The organism is Dryocola clanedunensis subsp. sulfonylureivorans, from assembly GCF_016756775.1.
GTDB classification, from domain to species: domain Bacteria; phylum Pseudomonadota; class Gammaproteobacteria; order Enterobacterales; family Enterobacteriaceae; genus Dryocola; species Dryocola clanedunensis.
On the sequence record NZ_JAERMU010000010.1, the window covers coordinates 1 to 25,768 of the forward strand.

At 53.0% G+C, this 25,768-nt stretch carries 26 protein-coding genes and 1 rRNA gene; 18 read left to right on the top strand and 9 right to left on the bottom strand.

Translation table 11 applies throughout. The features are described 5' to 3' along the window. Together rrf and HYQ67_RS11865 are read left to right on the top strand one after the other, a co-directional pair. Positions 1 to 113: ribosomal RNA gene (rrf, locus tag HYQ67_RS11860) — 5S ribosomal RNA — on the top strand; the annotation flags it as partial. A 202-nt stretch (positions 114 to 315) separates the two neighbouring features. Further along, positions 316 to 1,617 carry an MFS transporter gene (locus HYQ67_RS11865; RefSeq protein WP_202303895.1) on the top strand — a complete coding sequence of 434 codons (1,302 nt, stop codon included), beginning with the start codon at positions 316 to 318 and terminating at the stop codon, positions 1,615 to 1,617. On the opposite strand, the gene HYQ67_RS11870 is transcribed toward HYQ67_RS11865, so the two are convergent. From HYQ67_RS11870 to trxC, 5 genes are all read right to left on the bottom strand, one after another. Continuing rightward, positions 1,614 to 1,937: a YfiM family lipoprotein gene (locus tag HYQ67_RS11870; protein WP_202303896.1), complete on the bottom strand. Its 324-nt coding sequence runs from the start codon at positions 1,935 to 1,937 to the stop codon at positions 1,614 to 1,616. The two genes, HYQ67_RS11865 and HYQ67_RS11870, sit on opposite strands and share 4 nt — an antisense overlap. Before the next feature lie 56 nt (positions 1,938 to 1,993). Further along, the gene (pssA, locus tag HYQ67_RS11875) at positions 1,994 to 3,349 is read right to left on the bottom strand and encodes a CDP-diacylglycerol--serine O-phosphatidyltransferase (protein WP_202304057.1); all 1,356 of its coding nucleotides are present in this window, start codon (positions 3,347 to 3,349) and stop codon (positions 1,994 to 1,996) included. Between the two features lie 113 nt (positions 3,350 to 3,462). Then, positions 3,463 to 6,123: a bifunctional acetate--CoA ligase family protein/GNAT family N-acetyltransferase gene (locus HYQ67_RS11880; RefSeq protein ID WP_202303897.1), complete on the bottom strand. Its 2,661-nt coding sequence runs from the start codon at positions 6,121 to 6,123 to the stop codon at positions 3,463 to 3,465. 32 nt (positions 6,124 to 6,155) lie between these two features. Beyond that, a complete protein-coding gene (locus HYQ67_RS11885; RefSeq protein ID WP_202303898.1) occupies positions 6,156 to 6,857 on the bottom strand; it encodes a tRNA-uridine aminocarboxypropyltransferase in 702 nt (233 codons plus the stop codon). Positions 6,858 to 6,934: 77 nt separating this feature from the next. Beyond that, positions 6,935 to 7,354, bottom strand: a complete 420-nt coding sequence (trxC, locus tag HYQ67_RS11890; RefSeq protein ID WP_202303899.1) for a thioredoxin TrxC — start codon at positions 7,352 to 7,354, stop codon at positions 6,935 to 6,937. A 211-nt stretch (positions 7,355 to 7,565) separates the two neighbouring features. Here trxC and HYQ67_RS11895 point away from each other — a divergent pair, with 211 nt between their 5' ends. Continuing rightward, positions 7,566 to 8,630 carry a tRNA/rRNA methyltransferase gene (locus HYQ67_RS11895; RefSeq protein ID WP_202303900.1) on the top strand — a complete coding sequence of 355 codons (1,065 nt, stop codon included), beginning with the start codon at positions 7,566 to 7,568 and terminating at the stop codon, positions 8,628 to 8,630. Between the two features lie 56 nt (positions 8,631 to 8,686). On the opposite strand, the gene ung is transcribed toward HYQ67_RS11895, so the two are convergent. Further along, positions 8,687 to 9,367: a uracil-DNA glycosylase gene (ung, locus tag HYQ67_RS11900; protein ID WP_202303901.1), complete on the bottom strand. Its 681-nt coding sequence runs from the start codon at positions 9,365 to 9,367 to the stop codon at positions 8,687 to 8,689. 309 nt (positions 9,368 to 9,676) lie between these two features. On the opposite strand from ung, the gene grcA reads away from it, so the two are divergent. Continuing rightward, on the top strand, positions 9,677 to 10,060 hold the full coding sequence (grcA, locus tag HYQ67_RS11905) for an autonomous glycyl radical cofactor GrcA (RefSeq protein WP_202303902.1): 384 nt from the start codon (positions 9,677 to 9,679) through the stop codon (positions 10,058 to 10,060). Positions 10,061 to 10,205: 145 nt separating this feature from the next. Here the strand turns inward: grcA and srmB are convergent, their stop codons facing one another. Continuing rightward, a complete protein-coding gene (gene srmB, locus HYQ67_RS11910) occupies positions 10,206 to 11,528 on the bottom strand; it encodes an ATP-dependent RNA helicase SrmB (RefSeq protein ID WP_202303903.1) in 1,323 nt (440 codons plus the stop codon). Positions 11,529 to 11,661: 133 nt separating this feature from the next. On the opposite strand from srmB, the gene trmN reads away from it, so the two are divergent. Beyond that, the gene (trmN, locus tag HYQ67_RS11915; RefSeq protein ID WP_202303904.1) at positions 11,662 to 12,399 is read left to right on the top strand and encodes a tRNA(1)(Val) (adenine(37)-N(6))-methyltransferase TrmN; all 738 of its coding nucleotides are present in this window, start codon (positions 11,662 to 11,664) and stop codon (positions 12,397 to 12,399) included. Here trmN and nadB read toward each other — a convergent pair. Next, positions 12,384 to 14,000: an L-aspartate oxidase gene (nadB, locus tag HYQ67_RS11920; protein WP_202303905.1), complete on the bottom strand. Its 1,617-nt coding sequence runs from the start codon at positions 13,998 to 14,000 to the stop codon at positions 12,384 to 12,386. The two genes, trmN and nadB, sit on opposite strands and share 16 nt — an antisense overlap. A gap of 365 nt (positions 14,001 to 14,365) precedes the next feature. Here nadB and rseD point away from each other — a divergent pair, with 365 nt between their 5' ends. From rseD to acpS, 12 genes are all read left to right on the top strand, one after another. Then, positions 14,366 to 14,434 (top strand): rpoE leader peptide RseD, encoded by a 69-nt coding sequence (rseD, locus tag HYQ67_RS24395; protein ID WP_431355439.1) that lies wholly within the window; start codon positions 14,366 to 14,368, stop codon positions 14,432 to 14,434. Then, positions 14,431 to 15,006: an RNA polymerase sigma factor RpoE gene (gene rpoE, locus HYQ67_RS11930; protein ID WP_202303906.1), complete on the top strand. Its 576-nt coding sequence runs from the start codon at positions 14,431 to 14,433 to the stop codon at positions 15,004 to 15,006. The genes rseD and rpoE overlap by 4 nt, the downstream gene beginning before the upstream one ends. Before the next feature lie 31 nt (positions 15,007 to 15,037). Beyond that, positions 15,038 to 15,685, top strand: coding sequence for an anti-sigma-E factor RseA (rseA, locus tag HYQ67_RS11935; RefSeq protein ID WP_202303907.1), 648 nt, complete (start codon positions 15,038 to 15,040; stop codon positions 15,683 to 15,685). After that, positions 15,685 to 16,641 carry a sigma-E factor regulatory protein RseB gene (rseB, locus tag HYQ67_RS11940; RefSeq protein WP_202303908.1) on the top strand — a complete coding sequence of 319 codons (957 nt, stop codon included), beginning with the start codon at positions 15,685 to 15,687 and terminating at the stop codon, positions 16,639 to 16,641. The genes rseA and rseB overlap by 1 nt, the downstream gene beginning before the upstream one ends. Beyond that, entirely contained in the window at positions 16,638 to 17,117 is a 480-nt protein-coding gene (rseC, locus tag HYQ67_RS11945) for a SoxR-reducing system protein RseC (protein ID WP_202303909.1), read from the top strand. The genes rseB and rseC overlap by 4 nt, the downstream gene beginning before the upstream one ends. 206 nt (positions 17,118 to 17,323) lie before the next feature. Continuing rightward, positions 17,324 to 19,123, top strand: a complete 1,800-nt coding sequence (gene lepA, locus HYQ67_RS11950) for a translation elongation factor 4 (RefSeq protein ID WP_202303910.1) — start codon at positions 17,324 to 17,326, stop codon at positions 19,121 to 19,123. Positions 19,124 to 19,137: 14 nt separating this feature from the next. Further along, positions 19,138 to 20,112 carry a signal peptidase I gene (gene lepB / locus HYQ67_RS11955; protein WP_202303911.1) on the top strand — a complete coding sequence of 325 codons (975 nt, stop codon included), beginning with the start codon at positions 19,138 to 19,140 and terminating at the stop codon, positions 20,110 to 20,112. A 172-nt stretch (positions 20,113 to 20,284) separates the two neighbouring features. Next, positions 20,285 to 20,965 carry a ribonuclease III gene (gene rnc, locus HYQ67_RS11960; RefSeq protein ID WP_202303912.1) on the top strand — a complete coding sequence of 227 codons (681 nt, stop codon included), beginning with the start codon at positions 20,285 to 20,287 and terminating at the stop codon, positions 20,963 to 20,965. Then, positions 20,962 to 21,864: a GTPase Era gene (gene era / locus HYQ67_RS11965; protein ID WP_202303913.1), complete on the top strand. Its 903-nt coding sequence runs from the start codon at positions 20,962 to 20,964 to the stop codon at positions 21,862 to 21,864. Before rnc ends, era begins: the two co-directional genes overlap by 4 nt. A 3-nt stretch (positions 21,865 to 21,867) precedes the next feature. Beyond that, positions 21,868 to 22,605, top strand: coding sequence for a DNA repair protein RecO (recO, locus tag HYQ67_RS11970; RefSeq protein ID WP_202303914.1), 738 nt, complete (start codon positions 21,868 to 21,870; stop codon positions 22,603 to 22,605). A 75-nt stretch (positions 22,606 to 22,680) separates the two neighbouring features. Further along, the gene (gene pdxJ, locus HYQ67_RS11975) at positions 22,681 to 23,412 is read left to right on the top strand and encodes a pyridoxine 5'-phosphate synthase (protein ID WP_202303915.1); all 732 of its coding nucleotides are present in this window, start codon (positions 22,681 to 22,683) and stop codon (positions 23,410 to 23,412) included. Beyond that, positions 23,412 to 23,792 (top strand): holo-ACP synthase, encoded by a 381-nt coding sequence (acpS, locus tag HYQ67_RS11980; protein WP_202303916.1) that lies wholly within the window; start codon positions 23,412 to 23,414, stop codon positions 23,790 to 23,792. Before pdxJ ends, acpS begins: the two co-directional genes overlap by 1 nt. On the opposite strand, the gene HYQ67_RS11985 is transcribed toward acpS, so the two are convergent. Next, a complete protein-coding gene (locus HYQ67_RS11985) occupies positions 23,789 to 24,049 on the bottom strand; it encodes a YfhL family 4Fe-4S dicluster ferredoxin (protein ID WP_202303917.1) in 261 nt (86 codons plus the stop codon). The two genes, acpS and HYQ67_RS11985, sit on opposite strands and share 4 nt — an antisense overlap. Positions 24,050 to 24,810: 761 nt before the next feature. Here HYQ67_RS11985 and HYQ67_RS11990 point away from each other — a divergent pair. Next, positions 24,811 to 25,572, top strand: coding sequence for a LexA family transcriptional regulator (locus HYQ67_RS11990; RefSeq protein WP_237391218.1), 762 nt, complete (start codon positions 24,811 to 24,813; stop codon positions 25,570 to 25,572). Positions 25,573 to 25,768 lie beyond the last annotated feature (196 nt).

The window sequence follows — 25,768 nt, forward strand, 5'->3', positions numbered from 1 at the left end:
GGCGGCACTAGCGCGGTGGTCCCACCTGACCCCATGCCGAACTCAGAAGTGAAACGCCGTAGCGCCGATGGTAGTGTGGGGTCTCCCCATGCGAGAGTAGGGAACTGCCAGGCTCCAAACAAGTAGAAAGCCCTGTACTCTGTACAGGGCTTTTTGCCGTCTGTGATTTATGAATAAAACTGCCAAAATGCTTAGCCTGCTCACAAAAATCACTGCAAATCCTGCGTAACTGACCATTCCCTCTCCCAATTTTGCTGTTACCTGCTGTACTGAATGCTGGGTTCTTTTGCCCATTCAGGAAGACAGGAGATAATAATGACTGAAGCAGCAACACACGAAAATAAAGCTGCTCTTACGGGTTCCGATACGCGGCGGCGTATCTGGGCAATTGTGGGAGCTTCATCTGGTAACCTGGTCGAGTGGTTCGACTTTTACGTCTACTCATTCTGTTCGCTTTACTTTGCGCATATCTTTTTCCCCTCGGGAAATACAACGACGCAGCTGCTACAGACCGCGGGCGTTTTTGCCGCTGGTTTTCTGATGCGCCCGATAGGGGGATGGCTGTTTGGCTATATTGCAGATAAGCACGGGCGCAAAACATCCATGCTCATCTCTGTCTGCATGATGTGCTTTGGGTCGCTGGTCATTGCCTGTTTGCCGGGTTACGCCACCATCGGCACGTGGGCTCCGGCTCTTTTACTACTGGCTCGCTTATTCCAGGGATTGTCAGTTGGTGGTGAATATGGGACAAGCGCCACCTACATGAGTGAAGTAGCTGTTGAGGGGCGGAAAGGGTTTTACGCATCTTTCCAGTACGTAACGCTAATTGGCGGCCAGCTTCTGGCCTTGCTGGTCGTTGTTGTCCTCCAGCAAATTTTAAGCGATGGGGAGCTACGCAGCTGGGGATGGAGAATTCCATTCGCGATTGGCGCAGTGCTGGCCGTTGTGGCGCTGTATCTTCGTCGCTCACTGGATGAGACATCCGATAAAGCGACGCGTGAACACAAAGATGCCGGTACGCTGGGCGGACTCTGGAAAAACCGTCGTGCATTTATCATGGTGTTAGGGTTCACCGCTGCCGGATCTCTGAGTTTTTATACCTTCACAACATATATGCAGAAGTATCTTGTGAACACCTCGGGTATGCATGCCAATGTCGCGAGCGTACTGATGACTTTTGCTTTGTTTATCTTCATGTTGGTGCAGCCACTTTTTGGTGCGCTCTCAGATAAAATTGGTCGTCGGGCATCAATGCTCTGTTTTGGCAGCCTTGCCACAATTATGACCGTTCCGATTCTGACAGCATTACAGAACGTGAGTTCGCCATACGCTGCGTTTGGTCTGGTTATGCTGGCTATGCTGATCGTGAGTTTTTATACCTCGATCAGCGGCATTCTGAAAGCGGAGATGTTTCCCCCGGAGGTTCGAGCTTTAGGCGTTGGGTTATCCTATGCCATTGCAAATGCGCTGTTCGGCGGCTCCGCTGAGTATGTAGCGCTATCGCTTAAGTCGGGTGGCATGGAGACGGCATTCTTCTGGTACGTATCAGCAATGGCGGCGATAGCCTTCCTGGTCTCTCTGATGCTTCACCGCAAGGGAAAAGGGATAAAGCTTTAATGTTCTGCTAACTGCCAGATTGTATAGCCGGTGGTAGCGCCGGCTATATCCCATGTGAAATCCTTCCAGCTCCAGCCGCTTCCAGCCGGGCGGCTGTCCCATAACTCTTTTGATGCACCAAGCCCAACGGAAAACAGGAGGCCGAAACTGGCGCTGCGGGAATGACTCCAGCCCTGATGCTGTCCATATTCATTTCCAGCTGCGGCGAGAATGGCTGAAGCCATGAAGTGTTGAGCTTTATCCTGACCGGACCACTGGTCCTGAGCCATATGGCTACAGCCGGTTAGCAGAAATACTGCAGGGAGGATTTTACGATGCATTGATATTCACCATATACAAAAAAGCCCCGCAAAGCAGGGCCTTAATTATAGAGGAATCACAGGATTCGGCTTATCAGACGATCGATACGGATACGACGAAGACGGCGAATGAGCTTACGGACTTTCACTGGATATTCTGCAATGCTTTGCAGATCCCGGAAATGCTGAACAACGGTCGTATGGGTGCGGATAAGTTCCAGCTCACGGTCCCGCAGCGCTTCCAGTTCCTGCTTCGGATCGTGGATCAAAATGGCATTTTCCAGGTCCAGACGCCAGGCCCGCGGATTGAGGTTATTACCGGTCAGTAGCATCCATTCATCATCAACCCACATACCTTTCAGATGATAGCTGTTATCGTCATCTTTCCACAGGCGAACAATAAGCTGGCCACTATTCACGTAATATTGCAGGCGGCTCAGGAAGCGGCGCAGATTGATTTCGTATAAATAAGGTAAAGCGCCGATGATTTTAAACGGCTGGTCTTCAGGGATATAAAAATCATTGGCAGTTTTGTCGCCGACAATGATTTCAACCTGCTTACCGTCGCGCAGCAGCTGGATAATATTGCGAACCAGCACCGCAGGCAGGTTGAAGTAAGGCGTGCAGATCACCAGCTTCTTCTCTGTGCAGGGCATCAGGTGGAAGATGGTTTTATTGAGCAGGCTGGATTTGCCAAGCCCAACTAACGGCGTAACAGAAAGCTGCTCGTTATCCGCGTTACCCTGAAAGTGGAAGGTCGCATCGCGCAATTCCTGACGAAACAGACGAATATCATTTTTGATTTCAGGGCTTTTTGGCCGATGTTCTGCATCCAGACGATGTACGGCGCGACCCCGCACTAGATTCTGATTCACCCACTCATACATCACATCGGCAAGCGTTGGATTACTGATGATCTGATAACGATCATAGCGATATTTATCATGCTGATGAAGATAAACATCATTCAGACTGGCTCCGCTATAAATAACGGTATCATCAATAATGAAGCCTTTGAAATGTAAAACTCCTAATGCTTCGCGGGTATTAATTGGCACACCATAGACGGGGATATCAATGCCGGGAAATTCTTCGGACATGCGCAAATACCAGTCAGCATTGGTATTTGTCGCCGCAACGCCAATTCTGCCGCGTTGCGCACGGTGCCAGTCGACTAATATGGTGACTTCTATTTCGGGACGATTTTGTTTTGCTTCATACAACGCTGAAAGAATACTTTTACCCGCATCGTCCTGCTCGAGATAGAGAGCAACAATACAAACGCGCCGGGTCGCGCTGGCGATTTTTTGCAGCAAGGCTTCGCGGAAATCCGCAGGGGAGAAAAGGGTCTCAACATCATCAACTGACTGAGAAAGCTTGGGTAACTGAGCAAGGTGTTGTTGATGTTTATTACGTTTAAATTTAGACAACATCACAGTGCATTTCTTCTCTATTCATTGGATGGCCTTCTGCAAAATCCAGACGTCAGAACTTGCTGATAATACCACTACTGACCGGCAAAGTGAGCAAGTTTCCAGTATGTTACTCACGATGTTTTGTTTTTAATCAAGGGCAAAGTCAGGCTAACGATACCATCTTCAATCTGGATGTCGACAGCAAACCCCAGTTTTCTGGCAAGTGTGACCATGCCCTGGTTGTTTGGCATAGTGATGCCATTCAGGCGCTGAAGACCATGCTCACCGGTATAAGCAATAAGCTTCTCCAGCAGGCGGCGACCGAGTCCAAGTCCTTTTAGATCAGATCGCACCAGCACGGCGAATTCGGCGTCGATGTTGTCCGGGTCAGATATCGCCCGCGTTACCCCCAGGATCTCATCGTTGCCATCCTGACGGCGTATCGCAACAAATGCCATTTCTCGATCGTAGTCGATTTGGGTCATATTGGCTAAATCATCATGGGTAAATTCATTGATCTCACTGAAATATCGGTAATAAAGATCTTCTTTTGTGACCAGTGCAATAAAGTGCTGTAGCTGCGGCTCATCCTCCGGAAGGATAGGGCGGAACAGGCAGCTTTCACCGTTCTTAAGGATCACTATCTCTTCCAGCTGGTGAGGATAAGGGCGTACGGCCAGGCGGGCATCCGGATCCCCTTCAAACGGCGCCAGCTGCAAAGTCACATCCAACAAAGTAAATTCGTTACCGGAAGCCAGAAGAGGATGAATATCCAGACGGTGGATCTCCGGACAGTCGACTATCAGGTTCGACACCTGCACGAGTATCTGGCTGATACCGGGGATATCCAGAGGCCGTAACGCGCTGCGGCTACGAATTTTGCCGCTCTTTATGGCCTGAATCACCAGATAGCGAGCCAGATTCATATTCAGCGGCGGGAGGGCGACGGCGGCCTGCCTGTCGGCTCGCCACTCAACGCCTCCCTCCCCAAGCATGATCAATGGCCCGAAAATCGGATCCTGCTCTACAACGACCCTCAGTTCCTGCGCCCCGGCTCGGTTCGCCATGCTTTGTACCAACAACCCATGAATCCGTGCCTGAGGCCACGCCATTTTCACCCGGTCAATAATGGCATCTGCGGCTTGCTGCACTTCACTGGCCGTTCTTAAATAAAGCATTACCCCCTGCACTTCGGATTTATGAGGGATATCAGGGGAGCGGAGTTTAAGCGCTACGGGATAGCCAATCTGTTCGGCAATATGCACGGCTTCGGCGCTGTCGCCTGCAATCCAGGTCGGCAGCGTATTCAGACCATAGGCTTTAAGAATTGGACTGACTTCGTGAGTATCAAGGGCTGTGACACCCACCTCAAGCGCCTGTTGAATCAGTTGATGTGCGTCGCTTGCGTTAGCGGTGAGATTAGCGGGAAGGGCTGGTGTTTCCCGTAGCTGCTTCTGGTTTCGGCGGTACTCGACCATATGCATGAATGCTGTCACCGTACCTTCCGGGGTGCGATAGGTCGGGATCCCCGCATCGCTGAACATCCGCCGGGCTTCCTGCGAAGAGAATTCACCACACCAGTTGGTGATTAGAGTGACGTATTTACCGCGAGGGTGGCGTTGAAGTAATTCAATAATTGCTGAGGCGCTGGCCGTTCCCGGCGCAGCGGCACTAGGGGCATGGATAATCATCAATGCATCAAAATCATGGCTCTCGAGCAGAACCTCGATGGCGCGCAGATAGCGTTCTGGTGTCGCATCGTCCCTTAAATCCAGCGGGTTACCGCTGTCGACGCTCACCGGCAGCGCAGCTTTCAGCCTGGTCAGCGTTTCGTTGCTCAGCGCTGCCAGTTTGCCATTGCGTAACCATAGTTCGTCAAGAGCCAGAGCGGCAGGGGCGGCCCCATTGCTGACGATCATTAATTTCTCACCGCGCAGCGGCCGCATGTGGCTTAGCGTTTCGACAGCTGAAAATAGCTCATGCGTATCCTGGACGCGTAACAGGCCCGCGCGCTGGATAGCGGCATCCCAGGCAGAATCCAGGCCCGTGTGTGTTTTCAGCAAAGCCTGGGCCCTTTCGCTACGGCCACTTTTAATCACCAGAATAGGTTTGTTACGGGAGGCGCTTCGGGCTGCGGAAACAAAACGACGCGCATCGCTGAGATGCTCCAGATAGAGAAGAATTGCGCTGGTTTTGGTATCGCGAGCGAGATAGTCCAGCAGCTCATCCACATCAATATCCAGGCTATCGCCGAGGGCGATAAACCAGGAGAAGCCCATTTCCCGCTGTTGAGCCCAGTCGAGGATCGTATTCGAAACCGCCGCCGACTGCGAAATGAAAGCGAGTTTGCCCTTCTGGATAGGCACCGGGGAAAAACTGGCGTTAAGCCCCTGCCACGGAGCGAGCAGGCCAAGGCTATTGGGGCCAAGTAAGCGTATTTGCCAGCGAGAAGCGCAGGTCAGCAGGTCTGGATGTTGTGCGGCTGAAGAGGAGAGCACGATACATGCTTTGCAGCCTTTCTCGCCGAGCGCCTCCAGCAGTTCCAGATTGCGCTTTGCATTGGTACAAAGGATGGCAAGGTCGGGCGGGAACGGCAGGCTGGCGACATCGGGCCAGGCGAGGACACCGCAAACTGCTTTATGGGCCGGCGTAACGGGCATCACCGGGCCGTTAAATCCACCGGCCAGCAGATTACGCATCATCAAAAAGCCAGCGCGCTCAGTTTTTGCTGATGCACCGATGACGGCGATTGATTTGGGACGCAGCAGCGCCTCCAGCCCACGTTGACTCATTGCTCTCTCCCTTGAGAAGTATCTGCGTGAGTTTAAACGCTTTCTGGCTCCGCTGCTGTGACGCTGCCCTGATGATGGGGTTTACCTGCCAGATAGCGTTCACGGAAGAGTATGAAATGCTCGGTTAATCCGCCTGATGCATGAGTATCACCGGCTTGATCCAGAAGCGCTGCCGCGACTTCCGCGGTGCAATACTGGCCGTCCGCATGGGCGACCCGTAAGCGATAGGCGGAAGAAATACTGAGATCAACAGAGATAACGGGTAGCGCATCAAGCCAGGGGCTTTTACGGAACATTTTGCGTGCTTCCGTCCATGTGCCGTCCAGCATGATAAACAGCGGTGGTTTACCGGTCAGCGGCGGTGCGGTTAGCACGGTTCTTCCTGCATCAGCGTAGGAGGCCGGAAAGACAACCATAGGTTGATAATCAGCACTGGCAACAAGATCGAGCATTGCCTGAGGTGGTTCGGTTCGTGACCACTGAAACGCGGCGGTGTCCGGCAGAATATCGGCAATCAAACGCCCCGTGTTGCTCGGTTTCATTGGTTCGGTATCAAACATCACCAGGCAGAAGCGGCTGCGGGCAGGCTGAGGCCTTATTGATTCACACAGGCAGTTTTTAAGCGGCAGCAAGCAGCGCTGGCAGCGGCGGACGCGGTTACCACGGGCAAGAAAAGGACGAGTTGCGCGCGCCAGGCGTTCAGCGCGAAGACGAAGGACTGCGTTTTCGGTCATCAGGGATACGGTAGCAAAAACGCTATTCTAACGTAGATAGTACAGAGGGGCACTGGATTAGTGCCCCAGAGGAGAAGTCAGAGATTTTCGTTAAGCCAGCTGTCGAACGGTGCCTTGGGCATTGCACCGTTGAGCATGTCCACCATTTCCCCTTTTTTGAAAATCATGATGGTTGGAATGCTGCGGATGCGGAAGCGGGCGCTCAGCGCTTGTTCGGCTTCGGTGTTAACCTTAATAAAGCGCATTTTCCCGCTGCGCTCTTCGGCCACGTCTTCGAAAATTGGTGCAAAGTTAACGCACGGGCCGCACCACGGCGCCCAGAAGTCGACGACGACAGGCAGATCGTCCTGTAACAATTTATCCAGCGTCTCGCTGGTGGCGTTGATCACTTCACCGTCAAACAGCGCGTGACCGCAGCGACCGCATTTAGCACCATCGTCAATACGGTCGTCAGGCAGGCGATTTGTTGCCTGACAGGCAGCACAAACGGTATTCATAGCTAACCTCTAAAGATATTTGGTCAAACTCTCGGCGGGAATAACCGAAATTGTTTCTGAGATGTTAAAGAGTATCGGTGATTATTCTGCTGTCAACAAAGCGATTTATTCGATGGATATAATAGTTGTTAGCTTTTGACCAAAGTTAATGGCTAAGCGGGGACACATCGGGTAATCTGCGCGCCACGCGCTCAGCCAGGTGGAGAGAAGAATGAACGACGAATTAAAAGGTAAAAGCGGCAAAGTCAAAGTGATGTATGTCCGCGGTGACGATGACAGCGAAAAACGCAGCCAAAACCCGCGTACTGGTAAAGGTGGTGGGCGTGCGACAGCTCCGTCACGCGCAGAGGGCGGTCGCCGTCCACGTCGCGATGATAAACCTGGCGCCGGGCGCGAGCGGAGTCGTAGTGACGATCGTGATGACCGTGGTGATTCACCATGGCGCACCGTTTCCCGTGCACCTCGTGCGGTGGAAGAGTCCACTACGCCCGATCACGGTGGTATCAGCGGCAAGAGCTTTGTCGATCCGGAAGTTATCCGCCGTCAGCGTGCGGAAGAAACCCGTGTTTACGGTGAAAATGCCTGCCAGGCCCTGTTCCAGAGCCGTCCGGACTGCATCGTACGCGCCTGGTTTATCCAGGGCGTAACGCCTCGCTTTAAGGAAGCCCTGCGCTGGATGGCAGCAAACCGTAAAGCTTATCATGTGGTGGACGACGCGGAGCTGACCAAGGCATCAGGTACGGAGCACCACGGTGGTGTTTGCTTCCTGATCAAAAAGCGCAGCGGGATCAGCGTGCAGAGCTGGCTGTCTAAAGCAGGGGAGGACGATTGTGTCCTGGCTCTGGAAGACGTCGGCAACCCGCATAATCTCGGCGGCATCATGCGTAGCTGTGCGCACTTCGGCGTGAAAGGCCTGTTAGTTCAGGACGCTTCGCTGCTGGAATCCGGCGCGGCTGTACGTACCGCAGAAGGTGGCGCAGAGCATGTTCAGGCAATCAGCGGTGATACATTTACCGACGGCCTCGAGCAGTTCCGCAAAGCCGGTTACGCCATCGTAACCACCTCCAGCCACAAAGGCACTCCGCTGTTCAAAGCTGAGCTGCCGAAGAAAATGGTGCTGGTGTTGGGTCAGGAACGTGAAGGCGTAACGGAAGCGACTTTCGATAATGCTGATATGAGCATTGCCATCGACGGTACGGGCAACGTTGAAAGTCTGAACGTGTCCGTAGCGACCGGCGTACTGCTGGCCGAGTGGTGGCGTCAGAACAAAGCGTAAGAACGCTTAAGCTTCAGAAATTAGAAAGCCAGCGCAAGCTGGCTTTTTTGTAGCTGCTATTCAGGTAGCTTCGGCGTCCAGTCTATTGGCGGCAGCCCCCGGCTAATCAAATACTCATTGGTTTTTGCGAAGTGCCCGCAGCCCAGAAAACCCCGGTGAGCGGAAAGCGGGGAGGGGTGAGGAGCCTGTAGCACGTGGTGGCGATTGCGATCGATAATGCTGCCCTTTTTCTGCGCGTGCGAGCCCCAGAGTAAAAAGACCACGCCCTCACAGTGCTGGTTAATCAGCGCAATCACCTTATCGGTGAATGTCTCCCAGCCAAGCTTAGCGTGCGAATGCGCTTTCCCTGCCTCTACGGTTAAAACCGTATTGAGCAGCAGCACGCCCTGACGAGCCCAGCTTTCCAGATAGCCATGGGTTGGGCGCACAAAATCCGGAAAGTTGCTCTGCAACTCTTTGTACATATTCCCCAGAGAAGGGGGAACGGCCACGCCCGGTAGCACGGAGAATGACAGCCCGTGTGCCTGGTTAGGGCCGTGATAGGGATCCTGACCGAGGATCACCACTTTTACCTCTCCCAGCTCGGTAAAACGAAAGGCATTAAAGACATCTTTCTGCGGTGGGTAGACGGTGACGCCTGCGGCACGTTCAGCCGCAACGGTGCTGAGCGTATTGATGAAATAGGGTTGCTGTTTTTCTTCGGCCAGCACGTCGTGCCATGTGAGTGGGGCGGTCATCTCGCTCTCCTGCGAATTGTCATGGCGATAGCTTAACTTCTTCTTTCTACATAGCAAAATTCATTGCTCACAGAAACGCGGGTCTCTTAAAAAAAGTTGAAAATTTACAAAATTTTTAATTTTAAGTGCCCAGGCTAAGTTGATGTAAAACAAATAAATGCTATCATACCCACAATTGCCGCATGGATTTAATTGATTTAAATCAAGGTTTGCCGGTGGTGAGGCTGGTATATAGATCATCAACGCAACAATGGTTTTACCAATGAGCCAGAATGTGGCCCAAAAAAATTACCCATAGGGAGACATAAAATGATTACTGGTATCCAGATTACAAAAGCTGCAAACGACGAACTTCTGAACTCTTTCTGGCTGCTCGACAGCGAAAAAGGCGAAGCGCGTTGTGTTTGTGCAAAAGCTGGTTTTGCAGAAGATGAAGTAGTAGCAGTAAACAAACTGGGTCAGTTTGAATACCGCGAAGTACCAATGGAAGTGAAACCAGAAGTTCGTGTGGAAGGTGGTCAGCACCTGAACGTGAATGTTCTGCGTCGCGAAACGCTGATGGACGCCGTTGAGCACCCAGAAAAGTATCCACAGCTGACTATTCGTGTTTCTGGCTATGCGGTGCGTTTCAACTCACTGACTCCAGAACAGCAGCGCGACGTTATTGCTCGTACTTTCACCGAAAGTCTGTAATAGCTAATTAGCTGCAAAAGCCGACTCAGCAATGAGTCGGTTTTTTTATTGCCTCAATACAATTCTGAGACGAAAGCGGCAAAAAGGAGTTTAAAGTTATAAAAAAACCGCCTCCGGAGAGACGGTTTGTTGTCACGCTGATGAATTATTCAGCTGAGTCAGTTTTCGCCGCACTTGGCTTGCGACGCTTGCCAACGTTCTTCTTGTCGCGATGGCGTACCTTCACACGCGGTTTTTCTTTCTCGTCTTTCTTCTTCTCTTCGCGTTTTGCGAGCACTTTCTTCGACGGCTTACCGGTTAGCTTCTCGCTCGGCGCGCGCGTTTTCGGACGTAGCTCATCAATCACACGTGATTTCAACGGCTCTTTCATGTAGCGGGTAATTTTACCCAGTAGCAGATGATCGTGTGCTTCTACCAGAGAAATCGCTGTGCCCTTCAGACCAGCACGACCGGTACGGCCAATACGGTGCAGATATGTATCGGCAGTGCGCGGCAAGTCGAAGTTGAAGACATGGCTCACTTCCGGGATATCGATACCGCGTGCGGCAACGTCGGTTGCGATCAGCACGTTAACGCGCCCGTCGGTCAGACGTTTGATCGCTTCGGTACGTTTCATCTGCACCATCTCACCTTCGAGATAGCAGGTATTGATGCCGGCTTCACGCAGCCATGTCACCAGCTCATGCACTCGCTCACGCTTACGGACAAAGACGATAGAGCGGGTGGTTTCTGGTTGCTGAAGCAGATTTACCAGTAGCGCAGTTTTATGCTCAACATCATCAGCACGGTAATACCACTGGTGAATTTTCTTACGCTCGCGGGTGGAGGATGTTGCTGATACTTCTACAGGATCTTCCAGCAGACGCTCGGCGAAATCTTTAATCGCGTCACCTTCCAGCGTGGCAGAGAAGAGCATGGTCTGTTTGCGCCAGCGGGTTTCCGCAGCGATGGTTTCGATATCCTGTGCGAAGCCTAAATCCAGCATACGGTCGGCTTCATCCAGGATCAGCGTCTCAACGGCACGACAATCAAAGTTCTCTTCTTTGATGTACTGCAGCAGACGTCCGGTCGTGGCGACGACGATATCCTGGTTTTCGCTGAACACTTCAGCGTGGTTCATATAGGCCACGCCGCCAGTGATGGTGGCGATATCCAGATGGGTATGTTTCGACAGTTCACGGGCGTGTTCTGCCACCTGCATTGCCAGCTCGCGGGTTGGCGTAACGATCAAAATGCGCGGTGGGCCGGATTTCTTGCGTGGGAAGTCGAGCAGATGCTGTAGCACTGGCAGCAGATAGGCGGCTGTTTTGCCGGTACCTGTTGGCGCGGAACCCAGAACGTCACGCCCCTCAAGCGCAGGAGGAATGGCGGCAGCCTGAATAGCTGTCGGTCGAGTAAAACCCTTTTCTTGCAGTGCATTCAAAAGGCTTTCGTCTAGTTCGAGTTCGGAAAAAGTGCTTACAGTCATGGTCTACCTCTATGTGGGGCGCCGATTATAGACGTTATGGCTGCGATCTTCATCTGTTAGTGTGTCAATGTGATGCTTTTCCTGGCTCCTGCTTTGCCTTATGCTACTGCGGTTTCTTTACAGGGTTAAAAAGATGTCCAGGCTGAAAGCGAATTTGCGTCGTGATGGATTCACATTCAAACAGTTTTTTATCGCGCACGATCGTTGTGCCATGAAAGTCGGCACAGACGGCACCTTACTTGGCGCCTGGGCGCCGGTCGCTAATGTTAAGAGCGTGCTGGATATCGGTACGGGCAGCGGCCTGCTGGCACTGATGCTTGCACAGCGTACCGCTGATGATGTGCCTGTTGACGCCGTGGAACTTGATCCTGTTGCCGCCGAGCAGGCAGCCGAAAATGCCAGCGCCTGTCCGTGGGCTTCCCGCATTAATGTGCACTGTGCAGATATACGCGAGTGGGCGCAGCAGGCGACCCAGCGATACTCTCTGATTGTCAGTAATCCGCCGTTCTTTGAGCAAGGTAGCACCTGTGCCTCTCCCGAACGCGCTCAGGCACGCTATACCACTACGTTAGATCATAGCGCGTTGCTGAGCAGCGCCGCGCAGTTAATTACGGAAGACGGCTTTTTCTGTGTGATCATGCCGGAGACGGCTGGAACAGCGTTTAGCGAACTGGCGAAATCTCAGGGGTGGTTTGTCCGTTACCGTGCGGATGTTGCCGACAATGAAACACGCCTGCCGCATCGTGTCATGCTGGCGCTATCACCGACGGACGGAGAGTATTTTACCGAGCGCCTGGTTATCCGTGGGCCAGACCAGAACTGGTCGGAAGATTACTGTGGCCTGACCCAGGATTTCTATTTGTTTATGTAAAGCGGGGAGAGAATACTCGGTCCCGAATGTTCAGCCAGTTCTGGGTAGTCGAGGGTGTAGTGCAACCCGCGGCTCTCCTTGCGCATCATCGCGCAGCGCACAATCAACTCAGCAACCTGCACAAGGTTGCGCAGTTCGAGTAGATTATTCGATACGCGAAAATTAGCGTAATACTCATCAATCTCCTGCTGAAGCATCGTAATGCGGCGTAGAGCGCGCTCAAGTCGACGCGTCGTCCTGACAATTCCTACATAGTCCCACATAAACAGACGCAGCTCGTGCCAGTTATGTTGAATGACAACCTGCTCGTCCGGGTTATCCACACGGCTGTCATCCCAGTCCGGCAGCAATTGGGTTTCTCGGGCGAATGGCATGCGCTTCAGGATGTCTTCAGCAGCAGACCAGCCGTAGACCAGACATTCAAGCAGTGAGTTAGAAGCCATGCGGTTTGCGCCGTGCAAGCCTGTGTAGGTCACTTCGCCTATTGCATAGAGCCCGTCGACGTCGGTGCGCCCGTTATCATCAATCATCACGCCGCCGCAGGTATAGTGTGCGGCGGGAACGACGGGAACGGGTTCTTTTGTCAGATCGATGCCCAGCCCCATCAGTTTTTCATAGATGGTCGGGAAGTGGTGACGAACAAACTCTTCTGGCTTGTGGCTGATGTCCAGATACATGCAGTCTGCGCCGAGGCGCTTCATTTCATGGTCAATTGCGCGGGCGACGATATCGCGTGGGGCAAGTTCGCCGCGTTCATCAAAGTCAGGCATGAACCGGGTGCCGTCAGGGCGTTTAAGGTAGGCACCTTCGCCGCGCAGTGCTTCGGTAAGCAGGAAATTTCTGGCCTGAGGATGGAAAAGCGCCGTTGGGTGGAACTGATTGAATTCGAGGTTCGCAACGCGGCAGCCCGCACGCCATGCCATGGCGATACCATCCCCCGAGGAGATATCAGGGTTGGTGGTGTACTGATAAACTTTAGAAGCACCGCCGGTTGCCAGCACCACGGCTTTCGCCCGGCAGGTTTCAACTTTTTCGCGGTTACGGTTCCAGATCCATGCTCCGACCACGCGGCGGGTGCCCGGCAGGCCAATCTTATCGGAAACAATCAAATCCACGGCGTTGCTGCGTTCGATCACACGGATATTAGGATGGTTTAAGGCTTTACCGACAAGCGTCGTTTCGACCTCTTTGCCCGTGGCGTCAGCGGCATGAAGAATGCGACGATGGCTGTGACCCCCTTCGCGGGTCAGGTGATAGCTCTCAGAGCCGTTCGCCTGGATTTCCGTATCAAACAGGACACCCTGATCGATTAGCCACTGCACGCAGTGGCGGGCGTTGCTTGCCACAAACTCCACGGCGCTGCGGTCACAAATTCCCGCACCGGCAATGAGCGTATCTTCAACATGGGAGTCGATACTGTCCGTTTCATCGAACACGGCGGCAATACCGCCCTGGGCATACAGAGTCGATCCCTCATTGATCGGCCCTTTGCTAAGGACAATCACTTTGCTGCTTTCCGCCAGGCGTAAAGCCAGAGAGAGACCGGCAGCACCGCTACCAACGATCAGCACATCACAGGCAAGTTCGGGAGTTGTCTTCATGGTGTTTAATTTACTAAACAAAGGTCAGGCCAGCATAGCACCCGTTGCGAACTGCAACACGCTTTTTTTCCGGTTCTGTTATATCAACTAAACAAGTCGTGGAATGCAGTGGGGGTAATGAACAGCGAAACAAAATGTAAAATCTGTGCAGAAAGGAGCGTTACTAACAGATTTACTGATGAAAAATCACTATTCGTGAGATACTCTGCAAAGTACTGAGGAGATATTTTTCAGAAAAGCTTTTATTACCGTTTTGCACAGCCGAACTTATAATTAAGAAGAGATCAGTCGCAAAACAGAACAGAAAAACAAAGGCGTAACGGAACTTTGCTCCGATCGGGCACTCAAACCCTGAACTTGCTCATATTACAGAGTTCGGGTGGCTTTTCGATTACGCGTGGAAATTGGGTTTGGGGAGACATTACCTCGGATGAGCGAGCAGTTAACGGATCAGGTCCTTGTCGAACGGGTCCAAAAGGGAGATCAGAAGTCCTTCAATTTGCTGGTAATACGTTATCAGCACAAGGTGGCGAGTCTGGTTTCCCGTTATGTACCGTCAGGGGATGTCCCTGATGTCGTACAGGAATCTTTTATAAAAGCTTATCGTGCGCTGGATTCATTCCGTGGCGATAGCGCGTTTTACACGTGGTTGTACCGTATTGCGGTCAACACGGCAAAAAACTATCTGGTTGCTCAGGGGCGTCGTCCGCCGTCCAGCGATGTGGACGCCATCGACGCTGAAAACTTCGAAAGTGGCAGCGCACTGAAAGAAATTTCGAACCCTGAGAACTTAATGTTGTCTGAAGAACTGAGACAAATAGTTTTCCGTACTATTGAGTCGCTCCCCGAAGATTTACGCATGGCAATCACGTTGCGGGAGTTGGAAGGTCTAAGCTATGAAGAGATAGCGGCCATCATGGATTGCCCGGTAGGTACAGTGCGATCACGTATTTTCCGCGCGCGGGAAGCTATTGATAATAAAGTTCAACCGCTTATCAGGCGTTGACGATAGCGGGTTACTGGAAGGGTATTTAGGCATGCAGAAAGAACAGCTTTCCGCTTTAATGGATGGGGAAACTCTGGATAGCGAGCTGCTGGGTACGTTGTCGAAAGACGCGTCGTTGCAGCAAAGCTGGGAGAGCTACCACCTGATCCGCGATACGATGCGCGGAGATACCAGTGAGCTACTTCATTTCGATATCTCTGCCAAAGTGATGGCAGCTATTGAAAATGAACCAGTGCGTCAGGTCACGCCACTTATTCCGGAGCAGCAACCTCAGCCTCACCACTGGCAGAAAATGCCGTTTTGGCAAAAGGTGCGTCCATGGGCCAGTCAGCTCACTCAAATGGGCGTTGCCGCCTGCGTATCGCTTGCGGTTATCGTTGGGGTGCAGCACTATAACGGTCAGTCAGACAGTTCAGCGCAACCAGAAACACCGGTCTTTAATACTTTGCCGATGATGGGCAGAGCCAGCCCGGTTAGTTTAGGTGTGCCGTCTGACAGCACCGCCAGTACCGGCCAGCAGCAGGTTCAGGAACAGCGTCGTCGTATCAACGCTATGCTGCAGGATTATGAATTGCAGCGTCGTCTCCATTCTGAACAGCTCCAGTTTGAACAGGCGCAAACCCAGCAGGCTGCGGTACAGGTGCCAGGAAACCAAACTTTAGGAACTCAATCGCAGTAATGAAGCAACTTTGGTGTGCTCTGTCTCTGATGACGGGCAGCCTGTTGTTCACCTCCAGCGCCTCGGCGGACACCGTTTCGTCCGGGGCGCTGTTGCAGCAGATGAACCAGGCCAGTCAGTCACTCGATTACGAGCTGGCGTTTATCAGCATTAACAAGCAGGGGATAGAGTCTTTACGCTATCGCCATGCAAGGCTTGATAACCGACCGCTTGCGCAATTACTTCAGATGGATGGCCCTCGTCGGGAAGTTGTCCAGCGGGGAAGCGAGATCAGCTATTTTGAACCGGGCCTGGAACCTTTCACGCTAACCGGTGATTACATCGTTGATTCCCTGCCGTCCATCGTTTATACCGATTTCAAACGCTTAACACCTTATTACGATTTTATATCGGTAGGGCGTACGCGCATTGCTGACAGGCTCTGCGAGGTCATCCGCGTGGTAGCCCGTGACGGTACGCGTTACAGCTATATCGTCTGGATGGACACCGAAACCAAGCTGCCAATGCGTGTCGATCTGCTTGACCGCGATGGCGAAACGCTGGAACAGTTCCGCGTCATCTCGTTCTCGGTCAACGCCCAGGTCAGCGGCATGATGCAGAATCTTGCGAAAGCAAGCCTGCCGCCGCTGCTGTCGGTTCCGAACAGCGATAAAGCCAATTTCTCCTGGGCGCCGACCTGGCTGCCGCAAGGGTTTAGCGAAGTGTCAAGTAGCCGCCGTCCGCTGCCTACTGTGGATGTGCCCATTGAGTCCCGGCTGTACTCCGACGGGCTGTTTAGCTTCTCGGTGAATATCAGCCAGGCAGGCACCGCCAGCAGCGACCAGCTGTTGCGCACCGGCCGCCGCACGGTTCGTTCAGAAGTGCGGGATAAAACAGAAATCACCGTCGTCGGTGAGCTGCCGCCACAAACGGCCAAGCGCGTTGCGGACAGCATCAAATTCAGGAATGCCCCATGATTAAAGAGTGGGCAACGGTAGTCTCCTGGCAGAACGGCGAAGCCATTCTGCGCTGCGACGTCAAAGCTTCCTGCAGCAGCTGCGCTTCCCGAGCAGGCTGTGGCAGTCGTTTGCTGAACAAGCTGGGGCCGCAGAATCATCACATGCTCTCCGTGGCAAGCGAGCAGCCGCTGGTGGAAGGGCAAAAAGTTGAGCTGGGCATTGCCGAAGGCAGCCTGATCGGCTCGGCGCTGCTGGTTTATATGTCTCCGCTGGTGGGGCTGTTTATCGTCGCAGCCCTTTTCCAGGGGCTGTTCGGCTCCGATCTCGCGGCTTTTTGCGGGGCAATGCTGGGTGGCGTTGGTGGCTTTTTAATAGCGCGGGGCTTTTCAGCAAAACTGAGCCACCGTGCCGACTGGCAGCCCGTTATTCTTAGCGTTGCGCTACCGCCAGACGCACTGCGCGTCGAGACAATCACCTCCGCAGATGGCCGGTAATTTTCCTCCGGCCGCTCTCTCGCTTCACTCTTCCGTCCGGCCTCATTTTTTTCCTCAGCGAAGCTTGCAGGATGAGCTGTTTCCTCGCTTTCTGGTTGTAGTGTAGAATGCGTCGTTTCAGGCAGAATTCCGCCATGACATCCTGCTCCGTACAGCGCGAAGCGCCGAGCTCTCAGGCCATTTGTAAGGCATAAAAACCTCTAAATATGAAGAATATACGTAACTTTTCTATTATTGCCCACATCGACCACGGTAAATCGACGCTGTCTGACCGTATCATCCAGATCTGCGGCGGCCTGTCCGACCGCGAAATGGCAGCTCAGGTTCTGGACTCCATGGATCTGGAGCGTGAACGCGGTATTACCATCAAAGCGCAGAGCGTGACGCTCGATTACAAAGCAAGCGATGGCGAAACTTATCACCTGAATTTCATCGACACCCCGGGCCACGTCGACTTCTCTTATGAAGTTTCGCGCTCCCTGGCCGCCTGTGAAGGTGCATTGCTGGTGGTCGATGCCGGGCAGGGCGTAGAAGCTCAGACGCTGGCGAACTGCTACACCGCAATGGAAATGGATCTGGAAGTTGTTCCGGTTCTTAACAAAATTGACCTGCCGGCTGCCGATCCTGAACGTGCAGCGCAGGAAATTGAAGATATCGTCGGTATCGACGCCGCGGATGCGGTGCGCTGCTCCGCAAAAACTGGCTTTGGCGTAACCGACGTTCTTGAACGTCTGGTGCGTGATATCCCTGGGCCGGAAGGCGATCCGGAAGCACCGCTGCAGGCGCTGATCATCGACTCCTGGTTCGATAACTACCTTGGCGTTGTCTCTCTGGTTCGTATCAAGAACGGTACCATGAGAAAAGGCGACAAAATCAAGGTGATGAGCACCGGCCAGGTGTATAACGCCGACCGTATCGGTATCTTCACGCCAAAACGCGTAGACCGCGATATGCTCGGCTGCGGCGAAGTAGGCTGGCTGGTTTGTGCCATTAAAGACATTCTGGGTGCGCCAGTTGGTGATACCCTGACGCTTGCTCGTAACCCGGCAGAAAAGGCGCTACCAGGCTTTAAGAAAGTGAAGCCACAGGTTTACGCCGGTCTGTTCCCGGTTAGCTCCGATGATTACGAAAACTTCCGTGATGCACTGGGCAAACTCAGCCTCAACGATGCTTCCCTGTTCTATGAGCCAGAAAGCTCAACGGCGCTGGGCTTCGGCTTCCGCTGCGGCTTCCTCGGCCTGCTGCATATGGAAATCATTCAGGAGCGTCTGGAACGCGAATACGATCTGGACCTGATCACCACGGCACCTACCGTAGTTTATGAAGTGGAAACTACCGGTGGCGAAACGATCTATGTTGATAGCCCGTCCAAGCTGCCGGCGCTGAACAATATTGCTGAGCTGCGCGAGCCGATCGCCGAGTGTCACATGCTGATGCCGCAGGAGTACCTGGGCAGCGTCATCACTCTGTGTATCGAGAAGCGTGGCGTGCAGACCAACATGGTTTACCACGGTAACCAGGTTGCGCTGACCTATGAAATCCCAATGGCGGAAGTCGTTCTCGACTTCTTCGACCGTCTGAAGTCTACCTCCCGTGGCTATGCTTCACTGGATTACAACTTCAAGCGCTTCCAGGCATCAGACATGGTGCGCGTGGACGTACTGATCAACGGCGATCGCGTGGATGCGCTGGCGCTGATCACCCACCGCGGTAACTCCCAGTTCCGTGGACGTCAGCTGGTCGAAAAAATGCAGGAACTTATCCCGCGTCAGCAGTTTGATATCGCTATTCAGGCGGCTATCGGCGCGCACATCATCGCCCGTTCAACCGTTAAGCAGCTGCGTAAAAACGTACTGGCGAAATGTTACGGCGGTGACGTAAGCCGTAAGAAAAAGCTGCTGCAGAAGCAGAAAGACGGTAAGAAACGTATGAAGCAGGTTGGTAACGTTGAGCTGCCGCAGGAAGCGTTCCTCGCCATTCTGCACGTTGGCAAAGACGGCAAATAATCTAAGGAGTTGGCATGGCGAATATGTTCGCTTTGATCCTCGTGATAGCCACGCTGGTGACAGGCATTTTATGGTGCATGGATAAGTTTATCTTCGCGCCAAAGCGTCGCGAAAAGCAGGCGGCAGCGCAGGCTGCTGCCGGTGACAGCATCGACGCGAAAACCCTCAAAAAAGTGGGTCCTAAACCTGGCTGGCTGGAAACGGGAGCGTCCGTATTCCCGGTCCTGGCAATCGTCCTGATTGTGCGCTCGTTCGTTTACGAGCCGTTCCAGATCCCCTCAGGTTCGATGATGCCAACGCTGTTAATTGGCGATTTTATTCTGGTCGAGAAATTTGCCTACGGCATTAAAGATCCTATTTACCAGAAAACGCTAATTGAAACCGGCCATCCGAAACGCGGTGATATTGTGGTATTTAAATATCCGGAAGATCCGCGTCTTGATTATATTAAGCGCGCCGTTGGCTTACCGGGTGACCGTGTGAGCTACGATCCTGTCGCGAAACAGGTTACCGTGCAGCCAAACTGTAGCTCCGGCCAGGCCTGTGAAAATGCGCTGCCGATTACCTACAGCAACGTTGAGCCGAGTGATTTTGTGCAGACCTTCGCGCGCCGTAACGGCGGTGAAGCAAGTTCGGGCTTCTTCCAGCTGCCGCAAAATCAGACCAAAGAAGGCGGTATTCGTCTGGCGGAACGTAAAGAGACGCTGGGCGATGTGACACACCGCATTCTGACCGTGCCGGTCGCGCAGGATCAGCTGGGGATGTATTACCAGCAGCAGGGCCAGCAGCTGGCAACCTGGATTGTCCCGCCGGGTCACTACTTTATGATGGGTGACAACCGCGACAACAGCGCCGACAGCCGCTACTGGGGCTTTGTTCCGGAGCAAAACCTGGTGGGCAAAGCAACGGCCATCTGGATGAGCTTTGAGAAACAGGAAGGTGAGTGGCCAACCGGCGTTCGTCTCAGTCGCATTGGCGGAATTCATTGATCAATTAAATCTATTCAGATAACGACATTCTATGTCGTTATCTATAGAATATCCCCCCGTAATAAGGTTGGCTCCTCACTGAGGAGCCACGGCACACGAAACAGCGTTGGTTTCCCTTTTTCAGGTCTGTTCCGTGTGCTGAATAATTGACGCATTCATTAATTGGTATCGCATGAATCCCATCGTAATCACCAGGCTGCAGCGAAAGCTGGGCTACACTTTTGTACATCAGGATCTGTTGCAGCAGGCTTTAACCCACCGCAGCGCCAGCAGCAAGCACAACGAGCGTCTGGAATTTCTGGGTGACTCCATTCTGAGCTATGTTATCGCTAATGCGCTTTATCACCGTTTTCCTCGCGTAGACGAAGGTGATATGAGTCGTATGCGCGCCACGCTGGTTCGTGGAAACACGCTGGCAGAAATTGCCCGTGAATTTGACCTGGGCGAATGCCTGCGTCTGGGGCCGGGCGAGCTGAAAAGTGGTGGTTTCCGCCGGGAATCCATTCTTGCTGATACCGTTGAAGCTTTAATCGGCGGCGTTTTCCTGGACAGTGATATTCAGAACGTAGAGCGTTTGATCCTCGCATGGTATCAATCCCGTCTGGATGAAATCAGCCCGGGCGACAAGCAAAAAGATCCGAAAACGCGTCTGCAGGAGTATCTGCAGGGTCGCCATCTGCCGCTACCGTCTTATCTGGTGGTGCAGGTCCGTGGTGAAGCGCACGATCAGGAATTTACCATTCACTGTCAGGTGAGTGGCCTGCCTGAGCCGGTCGTCGGGACCGGGTCAAGCCGCCGTAAAGCGGAACAGGCTGCAGCTGAGCAGGCGCTTAAAAAGCTGGAGCTGGAATGAACGAAGAACAAACATTTTGCGGGTTCGTGGCCATCGTGGGTCGCCCGAACGTCGGCAAATCCACGCTGCTGAACCAGCTGCTTGGTCAAAAAGTTTCTATTACCTCGCGTAAGGCGCAGACCACGCGTCACCGCATCATGGGCATCCATACCGAAGGGGCTTATCAGGCGATTTACGTCGATACCCCGGGGCTGCACATGGAAGAAAAACGCGCCATCAACCGCCTGATGAACAAAGCTGCCAGCAGCTCCATCGGCGACGTTGAGCTGGTTATCTTCGTTGTCGAAGGCACCAAGTGGACCGCCGACGACGAGATGGTGCTTAACAAGCTGCGCGATGCGCGAGCGCCGGTTATCCTCGCGGTAAACAAAGTGGATAACGTGCAGGATAAGGGCATATTGCTGCCGCACCTGCAGTTCCTGGGCAGCCAGATGAACTTCCTGGATATCGTACCTATTTCCGCTGAAACTGGAATGAACGTCGATACCATCGCCAGCATCGTGCGCAAGCGTCTGCCGGAAGCGATTCATCACTTCCCGGAAGATTACATTACCGACCGCTCCCAGCGTTTCATGGCCTCTGAAATCATCCGTGAAAAGCTGATGCGTTTCCTGGGCGCGGAACTGCCGTACTCTGTCACCGTGGAAATCGAACAGTTCGTGACGAATGCCCGCGGCGGTTACGACATCAACGGTCTGATTCTGGTTGAGCGTGAAGGCCAGAAGAAGATGGTCATCGGCAACAAAGGTGCCAAGATCAAAACCATTGGTATCGAAGCGCGTAAGGACATGGAAGACATGTTCGAAGCGAAAATCCATCTGGAGCTGTGGGTGAAGGTTAAATCCGGCTGGGCAGATGACGAGCGCGCGCTGCGCAGCCTCGGTTATACAGACGACTAACCAATGGAAGGCTGGCAGAGGGCTTTTGTCCTGCATAGTCGCCCCTGGAGCGAAACCAGCCTTCTCCTTGACCTGTTTTCTGAAGAGTCCGGACGAGTTCGTGTCATCGCCAAAGGCGCACGTTCTCGCCGCTCTAACCTGAAAGGGGCCTTACAGCCTTTCACCCCCCTGTTGGTTCGCTGGGGCGGACGTGGCGAAGTCAAAACGCTGCGAAGCGCCGAAGCCGTCTCCCTTGCTCTTCCTCTTAGCGGTATCTCTCTCTACAGCGGCCTTTACGTTAACGAGCTTGTCTCCCGCGTGCTGGAGCAGGAAACGCGATTCTCAGAGCTTTTCTTCGATTACTTACACTGCGTGCAGGCCCTGGCCGGCACTAACGGTTCCCCTGAGCCTGTGCTGCGTCGTTTTGAGCTGGCGCTGCTGGGGCATCTTGGTTACGGCGTAGATTTTCTGCATTGCGCAGGGAGCGGTGAGGAAGTTGCTGACGCCATGACCTACCGCTATCGCGAAGAAAAAGGATTTATCGCGAGCCTGGTTATCGATAACAACAGCTTCACCGGACATGAGCTGAAAGCGCTGGCAACCCGTGAATTCCCGGACGTCGCCTCTTTGCGAGCGGCTAAGCGCTTTACTCGCATGGCGCTAAAGCCCTACCTCGGCGGCAAACCGCTCAAGAGTCGTGAACTGTTCCGTCAGTTTGTGCCGAAAAAATCACCACTCAAATCCCCGGACGACCCGCAATAACCTCCTGGACATAGCCACGCTTTCCATCCCCGGTGTACACTGCCAGACATATCGTTCTGATTTCCGAGGATAGTCATGGCTGAATTACTGTTAGGCGTCAATATCGATCACATCGCAACGCTGCGCAACGCGCGCGGCACGGCTTATCCAGACCCGGTTCAGGCTGCGTTTATCGCCGAACAGGCAGGGGCCGACGGCATCACCGTACACCTGCGTGAAGATCGCCGCCACATCACCGATCGCGACGTGCGCGTCCTGCGCCAGACCCTCGATACCCGCATGAATCTTGAAATGGCCGTCACCGAAGAGATGATCGGCATCGCCTGCGAAACCAAACCGCATTTTTGCTGCCTGGTGCCCGAAAAGCGTCAGGAAGTGACCACCGAAGGCGGCCTGGACGTGGCGGGGCAGCTCGACAAAATGCGCGATGCCTGCAAGCGCCTGGCCGATGCCGGCATTCTGGTTTCCCTGTTTATCGATGCCGACCATGCGCAGATTGATGCCGCAGTAGCGGTGGGCGCGCCTTATATCGAAATTCATACCGGCTGTTATGCCGATGCGGAAGATGAAGCGACCCAGGCAAAAGAGCTGGCGCGCATTGCCGAAGCCGCGACTTATGCCGCGGGCAAAGGCCTGAAGGTCAATGCCGGGCACGGCCTGACCTACCACAACGTGCAGGCGATTTCGCGTCTGCCTGAAATGCACGAGCTGAACATCGGCCACGCCATTATTGGCCGCGCGGTGATGAGCAGCCTGAAAGAAGCGGTGTCGGAAATGAAACGTCTGATGCAGGAAGCGCGTCGCTAATGGCTATTCTTGGCCTCGGCACGGACATCGTGGAAATTGCGCGTATTGAGAGCGTGATTTCGCGCTCGGGCGATCGTCTGGCGAAGCGCGTGCTGAGCGCCAACGAATGGAAGCAGTATGAAGCGCACCAGCAGCCGGTGCGTTTTCTTGCCAAACGCTTTGCGGTAAAAGAAGCGGCAGCAAAAGCGTTTGGTACGGGGATCCGTAACGGGCTGGCGTTCAACCAGTTTGAAGTCTTTAACGATGCCTTAGGGAAACCACAGCTACGGTTCTGGGAAGAGGCGGAGCGGCTGGCCGAGCGAATGGGCGTGCGTTCAGTGCACGTAACGCTGGCTGACGAACGTCATTACGCCTGCGCCACGGTGATTATCGAGAACTAGATCTTATCGGCGTGGTGGAGCTGCACAAACTTGTCCCACAGCTGCTCTTCGCTTTCAACATGTGCCGGGTCGACGATAATCGTATTCACAATCGGGCAGACCTGCTGGCAGGTAGGCGTTTCGTAATGGCCGATGCACTGGGTACAACGATCGACATCGATCTGATAAATGCTGTCACCCATAGAGATGGCCTGGTTCGGACACTCCGGTTCGCACATATCACAGTTAATGCATTTTTTTGTAATTAATAGAGCCATTTCAACGAGTTACCGGTTTCTTTCAGCAAGCGCATAAGTTTCGAAGGGCGCACTTTACCACACTCGTCGCCATCCCCCAATAACGATGAAAATCTAAACGTCCCGCCGCCGCCATTCCGCTCGGGGAAGGAAGTTGACGAGCAAACCACAGAAAATAGATGACCGAAAGATATATAAATATAGCGCTAAGTTTAAATATAAATTAATTGTTATTTATGCGGTGACGCTAAAGTGCGGATAATAAATATTTTAGTAAAATCAAACTGGTATTACTGAAGGGTATTAGAATCGTTAAATGTTACGTCTTCCGGGAAAATGGTGTTAGCAACGTGGATGAGCGCTACGCCAACCAGAACTGAAACACTAATAATTACAATAGCTAATGTTAAAAGCATGGTACTTCCTTCAGGATATAACAGAGAACAGGCCAAAGAGGCAGAACAGCGATACGAAGAAGATGAACGCATCGAGTATCGTAATTAATCCGTGCATGGTAATACTCTCTCTAAAATAAGGAAAGAATGATCGTTTTATTTATAGCCTTAATTTTAACCAAAAGTGCTTTTCAATGTTTAAATATAAATTAGGATGAAATTTAAGTACCCAATATTAATTATTACCCGGCGGGCTTTTCGTTTAACTCGATCTGTGTTTTTATACAGTATCCTGAAAAGGGTAGGAGTTCAGCTGTGCGTCTGATGGGTATTTCTGAACTTAAAGTACGTGCTATACTGTGAACCATCAGTCCCCGGATTAAGGTTATGACCGTACTTATGGTACAAAGAGAACAACTTCGCCAGGCTTTCTCTCGCCGCCTTGCCCAGGCTTGCGCTCAGGCTAATCTCGACGAGTTTGGCAGGGGGATGGCGATTGCCAGGGCTCTGGGGGTCTCCTCGAAAGCGGTCAGCAAATGGCTTAACGCGGAGTCGGTACCCCGGCAGGATAAGATGTATGAACTGGCTGCCTTTCTGGGGGCGGATGTACTCTGGTTGCAGCATGGCAACGAAGGGGCATTCTCCGACGAGGGCAGGGAAGTCATGCAGTCTTTCTCTGCGAATGACGTTACGCCGTTCTATGTCCCGCAGCCTGAATCAGGTTTCCGGGTGGACGTGCTGGACATTGAAGCCAGCGCTGGCCCCGGCTGCATCACCTCCAGCGACGTGACCGAAACAATCAATCATATCGTGTACGACAGCCAGGAAGCGCTCGAACTTTTCGGCCATCGACCAGCCTCCAGCATCAAGGTGATCACCGTGACGGGGGACAGCATGTCCGGCACCATCGAGCTGGGTGATTACATCTTCGTTGATATCGCGAAGGACTATTTCGACGGCGACGGCATCTACGTCTTCCTCTATAAAGGACAGCTGCTGGTCAAGCGTTTGCAAATGACCCACGACAGCCTGCTGGTGCGCTCCGACAATCCTAAATACGCCGACTGGAACATCCACGAAGAGAACGAGCAGCATCTCAAGATCATCGGCAGAGTGATGTACAGCCATTCGATCCGCCGCCACGCCTGATATCCCCCCGGCGCTAAAAATAAAATCCCTTATAAATCAATAATAAAAACCCAAAGGTGATTTTTTATCTGTAATTCGTACTTTTAGTTCTTGACGCATTCGTACCATTGGTTCAATATTGATTCATCAGCAGGACGCAGGACTCACAGGAAGTGAATGCTCATTAACAGCCAGCCCTGAAAAAGGGTACATACAC

Coding starts and splice junctions, on each gene's coding strand:
- rpoE (WP_202303906.1), top strand. CDS start 14,431: ATGAGCGAGCAGTTAACGGATCAGGTCCTTGTCGAACGGGTCCAAAAG.
- acpS (WP_202303916.1), top strand. CDS start 23,412: ATGGCTATTCTTGGCCTCGGCACGGACATCGTGGAAATTGCGCGTATT.
- pssA (WP_202304057.1), bottom strand. CDS start 3,349: ATGTTGTCTAAATTTAAACGTAATAAACATCAACAACACCTTGCTCAG.
- HYQ67_RS11895 (WP_202303900.1), top strand. CDS start 7,566: ATGAACGACGAATTAAAAGGTAAAAGCGGCAAAGTCAAAGTGATGTAT.
- rseC (WP_202303909.1), top strand. CDS start 16,638: ATGATTAAAGAGTGGGCAACGGTAGTCTCCTGGCAGAACGGCGAAGCC.
- HYQ67_RS11990 (WP_237391218.1), top strand. CDS start 24,811: ATGACCGTACTTATGGTACAAAGAGAACAACTTCGCCAGGCTTTCTCT.
- lepB (WP_202303911.1), top strand. CDS start 19,138: ATGGCGAATATGTTCGCTTTGATCCTCGTGATAGCCACGCTGGTGACA.
- rseB (WP_202303908.1), top strand. CDS start 15,685: ATGAAGCAACTTTGGTGTGCTCTGTCTCTGATGACGGGCAGCCTGTTG.
- era (WP_202303913.1), top strand. CDS start 20,962: ATGAACGAAGAACAAACATTTTGCGGGTTCGTGGCCATCGTGGGTCGC.
- rnc (WP_202303912.1), top strand. CDS start 20,285: ATGAATCCCATCGTAATCACCAGGCTGCAGCGAAAGCTGGGCTACACT.
- trxC (WP_202303899.1), bottom strand. CDS start 7,354: ATGAATACCGTTTGTGCTGCCTGTCAGGCAACAAATCGCCTGCCTGAC.
- HYQ67_RS11985 (WP_202303917.1), bottom strand. CDS start 24,049: ATGGCTCTATTAATTACAAAAAAATGCATTAACTGTGATATGTGCGAA.
- HYQ67_RS11885 (WP_202303898.1), bottom strand. CDS start 6,857: ATGACCGAAAACGCAGTCCTTCGTCTTCGCGCTGAACGCCTGGCGCGC.
- rseA (WP_202303907.1), top strand. CDS start 15,038: ATGCAGAAAGAACAGCTTTCCGCTTTAATGGATGGGGAAACTCTGGAT.
- srmB (WP_202303903.1), bottom strand. CDS start 11,528: ATGACTGTAAGCACTTTTTCCGAACTCGAACTAGACGAAAGCCTTTTG.
- HYQ67_RS11865 (WP_202303895.1), top strand. CDS start 316: ATGACTGAAGCAGCAACACACGAAAATAAAGCTGCTCTTACGGGTTCC.
- HYQ67_RS11880 (WP_202303897.1), bottom strand. CDS start 6,123: ATGAGTCAACGTGGGCTGGAGGCGCTGCTGCGTCCCAAATCAATCGCC.
- HYQ67_RS11870 (WP_202303896.1), bottom strand. CDS start 1,937: ATGCATCGTAAAATCCTCCCTGCAGTATTTCTGCTAACCGGCTGTAGC.
- pdxJ (WP_202303915.1), top strand. CDS start 22,681: ATGGCTGAATTACTGTTAGGCGTCAATATCGATCACATCGCAACGCTG.
- ung (WP_202303901.1), bottom strand. CDS start 9,367: ATGACCGCCCCACTCACATGGCACGACGTGCTGGCCGAAGAAAAACAG.
- lepA (WP_202303910.1), top strand. CDS start 17,324: ATGAAGAATATACGTAACTTTTCTATTATTGCCCACATCGACCACGGT.
- recO (WP_202303914.1), top strand. CDS start 21,868: ATGGAAGGCTGGCAGAGGGCTTTTGTCCTGCATAGTCGCCCCTGGAGC.
- nadB (WP_202303905.1), bottom strand. CDS start 14,000: ATGAAGACAACTCCCGAACTTGCCTGTGATGTGCTGATCGTTGGTAGC.
- grcA (WP_202303902.1), top strand. CDS start 9,677: ATGATTACTGGTATCCAGATTACAAAAGCTGCAAACGACGAACTTCTG.
- trmN (WP_202303904.1), top strand. CDS start 11,662: ATGTCCAGGCTGAAAGCGAATTTGCGTCGTGATGGATTCACATTCAAA.